Source organism: Pseudomonas sp. Colony2 (assembly GCF_019382755.1).
Classification (GTDB): Bacteria; Pseudomonadota; Gammaproteobacteria; order Pseudomonadales; family Pseudomonadaceae; genus Aquipseudomonas.
The window spans coordinates 3,705,602-3,712,093 of record NZ_CP080030.1; the positions used below are offsets into that span (position 1 = coordinate 3,705,602).

Annotated in this window: 4 protein-coding genes and 1 pseudogene (1 of these 5 running past the window's edge); 3 read left to right on the top strand and 2 right to left on the bottom strand. The window is 60.1% G+C overall.

The features are described 5' to 3' along the window. Positions 1–128 precede the first annotated feature (128 nt). From JV201_RS14640 to JV201_RS14650, 3 genes are read left to right on the top strand one after another with little or no spacing between them, the layout of a single operon-like run. A complete protein-coding gene (locus tag JV201_RS14640) occupies positions 129–1,484 on the top strand; it encodes a HAMP domain-containing sensor histidine kinase (RefSeq protein WP_219405595.1) in 1,356 nt (451 codons plus the stop codon). Then, complete coding sequence (locus tag JV201_RS14645; protein ID WP_003209702.1) at positions 1,469–1,852, top strand: response regulator; 384 nt, start codon at positions 1,469–1,471, stop codon at positions 1,850–1,852. Before JV201_RS14640 ends, JV201_RS14645 begins: the two co-directional genes overlap by 16 nt. 9 nt (positions 1,853–1,861) lie before the next feature. Next, positions 1,862–3,130 (top strand): EAL domain-containing response regulator, encoded by a 1,269-nt coding sequence (locus JV201_RS14650; protein ID WP_003209700.1) that lies wholly within the window; start codon positions 1,862–1,864, stop codon positions 3,128–3,130. On the opposite strand, the gene JV201_RS14655 is transcribed toward JV201_RS14650, so the two are convergent. Both JV201_RS14655 and JV201_RS14660 read right to left on the bottom strand, forming a co-directional pair. Continuing rightward, positions 3,111–5,261, bottom strand: coding sequence for a methyl-accepting chemotaxis protein (locus tag JV201_RS14655; RefSeq protein WP_134326644.1), 2,151 nt, complete (start codon positions 5,259–5,261; stop codon positions 3,111–3,113). The two genes, JV201_RS14650 and JV201_RS14655, sit on opposite strands and share 20 nt — an antisense overlap. Before the next feature lie 363 nt (positions 5,262–5,624). Next, positions 5,625–6,492: pseudogene (locus JV201_RS14660) on the bottom strand (IS481 family transposase) (it continues 259 nt past the right edge of the window).

A 6,492-nucleotide genomic window follows, 5' to 3' on the forward strand; every position in this document is an offset into this window, starting at 1 on the left:
TTGCTGTTTATCTGCTATCGTCCAAAGACATCATCTCCTCCTCATCGCGCCTGCGCGATCTTCTGTGAGCATGCTCTGCGGCGCTGCGTTTGGCAGCGTCTGGCCTCAAGTTCACGGAACACTTCATGATGGACAACTCTTCAGTCGACAGCCCGATGGAGCCGCAATCCCGGGCCGAGAAAATCGTCGAATTCAAACGCCAGAAAGCCCTGCTCAAGACCGGCGCGCTGCAAGACGCGATCTTCAACAGCGCCTACTTCTCCAGCATCGCCACCGACGAAAAAGGCGTGATCCAGATCTTCAACGTCGGTGCCGAACGCATGCTTGGGTATGCCGCCGCCGATGTGCTGAACCGTGTCACACCGGCCGACATTTCCGACCCCGCCGAGCTGATCACCCGCGCCGCCGCCCTCAGCCTGGAACTGGACACACCGATCACGCCCGGCTTCGAAGCCCTGGTGTTCAAGGCCTCCCGGGGCATCGAGGACATCTACGAGCTGACCTATATCCGCAAGGACAACAGTCGCCTGTCGGCGATGGTCTCGGTCACCGCCCTGCGCAACCGCAACGACGCGATCATCGGCTACCTGCTGATCGGCACCGACAACACCGCACGCAAGCAGGAAGAGGCGCAACGCAAAGGTTTTGAGCGGGCCCTCGAAGAGAAGAACCTGGAGCTGGAACACGCCAGCCACATGAAGTCCGAATTCCTCGCCACCATGTCCCACGAATTGCGCACGCCGCTGAATGCCGTGATCGGTTTTTCCGAGGCGCTCAAGGACGGCCTGGTGGGCGACATGAGCGATATCCAGCGCGAATACATTGGTGACATCTTCACCAGTGGCCAACACTTGCTGTCGCTGATCAACGACATCCTCGACCTGTCCAAGGTCGAGGCCGGCATGATGGACCTGGAACTGGAAGCCGTGGAGCTGGCGGGTTTGTTGGCCAACAGCCTGCTGATCGTGCGGGAAAAGGCCGCGCTGCAACGCATCCAGTTGAAACTTGAATGCCAGGACGACTTCGGCACCCTGGAACTCGACCTGCGCAAGACCAAGCAGATCATCTACAACCTGCTGGCCAATGCGGTGAAGTTCAGCGAGCACGGCGGCTCCGTGACCCTGTCGGTGCGCGAGGTGAGTCGTGCACAAGTCGGGCAGGTTCCCGGCGACTGGCCCACCTACGGTTTTGCCCTGCAACCCAGCGAGCAGCAACAGTTCCTGGAATTCAGCGTCAGCGACACCGGCATCGGTATCGCCCGGCACGACATGAGCAAGCTGTTCAAGGCTTTCAGCCAGATCGACAGCAGCCTGGCGCGCAAATTCGAAGGCACGGGCCTGGGCCTGGCGATGGTCAAGCAACTCACCGACCTGCACGGCGGCAGTGTCGCCGTGGCCAGCCGCGAAGGTGCCGGCGCGCGATTTGTGGTGTGGCTGCCGCTGCACCGCGCCGCGGAGGCGGAGGCCCCATGGCCGAAATCCTGATCGTCGAAGACAACGAGGCCAACATGCGCCTTGCCCGCTTGCTGCTGGTAAACGCCGGCCACAGCGTGTTGTGGGCGGCTGACGCCGAGACCGGGTTGACCCTGGCCCGGGAAAAACAACCGGCGCTGATCCTCATGGACATCCAGTTGCCCGGCATGGACGGCCTGGCAGCCACGTCACTGCTCAAGCAGGACCCTCACACCGCCCACATCCCGGTGATCGCCCTGACCGCCATGGCCATGAAGGAAGACCGCGACAAAACCCTGCGGGCCGGCTGCGATGCCTACATCATCAAGCCCCTGCGCTACAAAGAGCTGTACCAGGTAATCGATACGCTGCTGCAAAAGAACATTACACCTCCAACTTGAGTCCTCTCCATGGCCAGCCAACCCGCAACGCTCTTGATCGTTGATGATGAAATCCAGGTGCGCAAGCTGCTGGAAACCCTGCTGCGCCACGAGGGTTACCAGACCGTGAGCGCCGCCAGCGGTGAAGAAGCCTTGCAGTTGGTGGCGCAGCGGCCGCCGGACTTGATCCTGCTGGACATCATGATGCCGGGCATGGACGGCTATGAAGTGGCCAACCAGCTCAAGGGCAACCAGGCCACGGCGAACATTCCGATCATCATGCTTTCGGCATTGAGTGAGTCCAGCGCGCGGCTCAGTGGCCTGGAAACCGGTGCTGAAGAATTCATCAGCAAGCCGGTGGAGCGGGTCGAGTTGTGGCTACGGGTACGCAACCTGCTGCGGCTCAAGGCCCACGGCGATCGGTTGAAAAACCATAGCCAGTTGTTGGAGCAGCAACTTCAACACCACCAAAATGAGTCCTCGCGGTTGAATGTGCATGACCTGGCGCGCCTGGACCTGGAAAAAGCCCTGCGCCTGGCGGTCGAGCGCGAAGAATTCGTGCTGCATTACCAACCCAAGGTCGAACTGGCCAACGGTCAGGTGTGCGCCCTCGAGGCCCTGCTGCGCTGGGACCGGCCCGGTTACGGTGCGGTGTCTCCAGCGGTCTTCATACCGATCCTGGAAAGCCAGGGCTTGATCGTCACGCTCGGGCGTTGGGTGATCGACAACGTGTGCCGCCAGATCGCTGCCTGGCAATCCGGCACGGTGGGGGCGGTGGAGGTATCGGTCAACGTTTCAGGGCATCAATTGATCGAGGGCGACCTGATTGCCGATATCGCCCAGTCCCTCGCCCAGGCCGGCGTGGAAGCGCATTGGCTGGAAGTTGAATTGACCGAAGGCTCGCTGATGGAGAACACCCAGCACACCATCGCCAGCTTGCAGCGCCTGCGGGCGATGGGGGTGAAGATCTCCATCGACGACTTCGGCACCGGCTATTCCAGCCTGGCCTACCTGCGGCGGTTCCCGATTGATACGCTGAAAATCGATATCGCGTTTATCCGCGAAGTCACCAGCAACCCGCAGGACGCGGCCATCACCCGCACCATCATCGAACTGGCCCACAGCCTGAAGCTGCGAGTGGTGGCCGAAGGCGTGGAAACCCAGGCGCAGCTGGAGTTTCTGCGGGAAGCCGGCTGCGATCAGATCCAGGGGTATCTGTTCAGCCGGCCTTTGCCGATGAAGGAGTTGGAGCGCCTGCTGCTGGATAAGCGCAGCCTGGTCAGGCCGCAGCCTCACTGACTTCGAACAACCCCACCAGCTTCTGCAACTTGTTGGCATTGACCCGCACGGTTTCCGCGCTGGTCTGCAACACCCCTACGGTCAGGCGCATTTGCTCCGAAGAGTGGCTGACCTGCTTGATGGTCTTGCCATAGTCGAGGCTGCGGGCGTTGAGCTGCTGGATGATGCTGAACATGCTCTCCACCGCCTGGTGCAGGTGCACGTTCTCCGAGGAGGCGTCCTCGGCCAGGCGCAGGCTGCTGTCGACGTTGGTCACGCCGTTTTCCATGAAGCCTACGGCCTTGCGGGTTTCGCCTTGCAGGCCCTCGACCATCTGGCGAATGTCTTCCGCTGCCTTGGAAGTGCGTGACGCCAGGGTGCGGACTTCGTCGGCCACCACCGCAAAACCGCGGCCATGCTCGCCCGCCCGCGCCGCTTCGATGGCCGCATTCAGGGCCAGCAGGTTGGTCTGGTTGGTGATGTCGCTGATCAACCCGGTGATGTTGCTGATCTGTGCCATGCGGCTGTCCAGCAGTTGCACGCTTTCCGAGGAGCGCTGCACCACATCGCGAATCGACTGGGTGCCGACCTGTACCGCGAGGAATTGCTCGCGGGCCCGGCTGACCACCTCGTCCATGGCCTGCTTCATTTGCTCGGCGCTCACCGACGCTTGCTGGATTTCTCCCAGTTGCTCTTCAACGATGATCATCATGCGGTGGGTGGCGTCGGCCACTTCATGGGACATCAACCCGGCCGCCTCGCTGCGGCCGAGCATCAATTGGTTGGTGTTGCCAACGCTGTGGCTGGCCTTGACCACCTGGCCGACCACCGAATCCAGGCGGTCGATGAAGCTGTTGATCCAGCGGCTCATGTCGCCGGTTTCGTCGTTGACCATGCGCCCGCTGTCCAGGCGTTGGCGCAGGTTGCCCTCGCCTTCGGCAATGGTGCGGATGACCTCGGTCATTTCATTCAGGCGTGCGGCCAGGCGCCTGGGGCCCAGGCGGCTGAACAGCAAGGCCGCGACGACCATGCTCAGCACCTCGCACGCATCGGTCCAGGCGGCGGGCAAACCACTGTAGTGACGGACCAGGAAGTTGCAGGCAAACAGGCCGGCCATGGTCGCCAGATAGGGCTTCATCAAGCCGTGGCTCAGGGAGCGCCGGCGGTAGACCTCTTCCAGGTCGGCCTCGCACATCATGCCCCAGCGATCCGGCGAGCCCGGCAGTTCGAAGGTCACGCCCTTGCCCACCACCGGGATGTGACGGTAGTCGGAATAGCCGGGATAGGTGACAAACAGGTTCGAGCCCTTGCGGATGGTTTCCCGCACGCCGGGGTGCAGTTGTTGGGTGGCGGGGTCGATAAACCGCAATTCCAGCTCGGTGTGGCGCTGGATCTGTACGGTTTTCCAGGGTGTGTGCACGCCGCTCTTGAGATTTTCACCGTGGGTGAAGGTGCCGTCCTCGAAGCGTGAGCGGGACAGCGCAATGCCCGGCTGCAGCGCCGGGTCGAAGCGCGATTGCACCATGAACAGGTAGTTATCGCCGGACTCGGGGAAGATATGCCCGGCCTCGCGCTGGATCAAATCCCCGAGTATGTCGTTGGGCACCCGACCGCAGAGGCAGCCGACCACCCTGCCCTCGCGGGTCAATGGTTGGTAGAACATCAGGGTCACTTCGTCATGGAAGCGCGAGGACGAAGGGCCGATCTGCAAGGTCAGCGGGTCGCTGTAGGGACCGTGGAGGAATGGCGCCTTGAGCCCGGCGGCCAGGGCTTGTTGATTGAGCGCGCGGTGACTGGCCTGGCTCCAGGTACTCGCCAGTAGTTCGCCCTTTGGGTCGACGATAAACAGCTCGGAGAAATCCCCGGCCTGGTGCAGTTTTTCCACCAGCAGGCTGTTGTCGGTGAGCACGGAATCGCGGGCCAGTGTCGTGGCCAGTTCGTTGAGGTGTTCCCACTGTTCGCGGGTCCAGGTTTGCAGGAGTTTGACCCGGGTTTCGGCAATGGCCTCGAAGGTTTGCTCCATCACCGGGTACACCGCGCGGTTGAGGCGGCAGGACCAGCCCATGGCGAACTTGCCGGTCTTGCCCCACCAGGGCAGCCAGCTTTTCTCGGCGGAAGATAACTGCATCGTGCTGCTCGACAGGCTGCTCATGGCGGACTCCGGGAGTGATGTCTAATTGCCATATTTCAAGGCAATTAATGCGCCAATTAGCTAGCTTGCTATTGATTAGGCTGTTTGGCCTGCCATGCGGGTCAACGGGAGCGAGCTTCCTCGCTACAAAAAGCTGCATGCAATCAAGAGCATGCACCAGCGGGTGGCAGTAAGATCGCTTGTCGGGTGGGATGTCCCAGGGGGGCCGTGGTTTTCGAGATCGAATATCGGCGGAATTTTGGGGGCATATCCGTTATTTRGGTAAYGGCGGCTTATGGTTTCGCTCTTACAGCGAGTCACTTTGCAAAAGCGTGTACGGACCGGACACATGGTGGACACATGTGCGGGGACATGGTTGACACATTATGAACCGTAATCAGGCTGTTTCACGTCGATCGTTCGCAAAAAATGATGGCAGAAATAGACGTCAAATAGCCCGTCACTTTCAGTGTTGGGACGTAGTGCGATGTGATGTCCGGCCAGGCCTTTGGCGATCCTGAAATAGCGCTTCTGAAACTTAAATCGGCTGTGATAAACCTTGGCCTTTAAATCGTCCGGCCCGTACTCAAACGCCAAAAGCGTCTCCGGATAAGCCCAGGGGCTTTCTCGGTATCGGTCCATTGGAACCTTGTAACCCAGAGCTTGATGAGGGCGTTGATGGTTATAAACCTCTCGCCATTGATCGAGATTTGTTTGCGCCTCTGCAAGCGTCCGAAAATGGCGGCCGTTGAGCACTTCAGCCTTGAGTGACCGATGAAATCGTTCGATTTTCCCATTGGTTTGAGGGTGGAAAGGCCGACTGAAACTTACTCTGATACCTAGGCGAACAAGCCAGATACTCAGTTCCGTGATCTCCCCCGGATTACGCGGAGAGCCCCATGGGGGCCCGTTATCGACGTTGATGCGAGCTGGTAAACCGTAGCGCCGAAAAACCGCGATCAACTGCTCCTGTACCGTGGCTGTGCGCTCGTTGGCACAGGCTTTGATTGCCAAGTTGAAACGAGAATGGTCGTCCAAAACAGTTAGCGGATGGCATCGGCCTTGTTGCGTTGGGAAATGCCCTTTGAAATCCATCTGCCAAAGATCATTGGGCGCGTCGTGTTCAAACCTCAACCTTGCTGCCTGTAACTCTTTTGGGACCGTTTGAACCAAACCATGGCGATGTAAGACATTGGTGACAGTGCTAGGAGCGATACGCTTATCTAACAGATTGCTGATCGTGCGGCCGCCC

Excerpts from the sequence above, each read along its gene's own strand:
- JV201_RS14640 (WP_219405595.1), top strand. The coding sequence starts at position 129 with ATGGACAACTCTTCAGTCGACAGCCCGATGGAGCCGCAATCCCGGGCC.
- JV201_RS14645 (WP_003209702.1), top strand. The coding sequence starts at position 1,469 with ATGGCCGAAATCCTGATCGTCGAAGACAACGAGGCCAACATGCGCCTT.
- JV201_RS14650 (WP_003209700.1), top strand. The coding sequence starts at position 1,862 with ATGGCCAGCCAACCCGCAACGCTCTTGATCGTTGATGATGAAATCCAG.
- JV201_RS14655 (WP_134326644.1), bottom strand. The coding sequence starts at position 5,261 with ATGAGCAGCCTGTCGAGCAGCACGATGCAGTTATCTTCCGCCGAGAAA.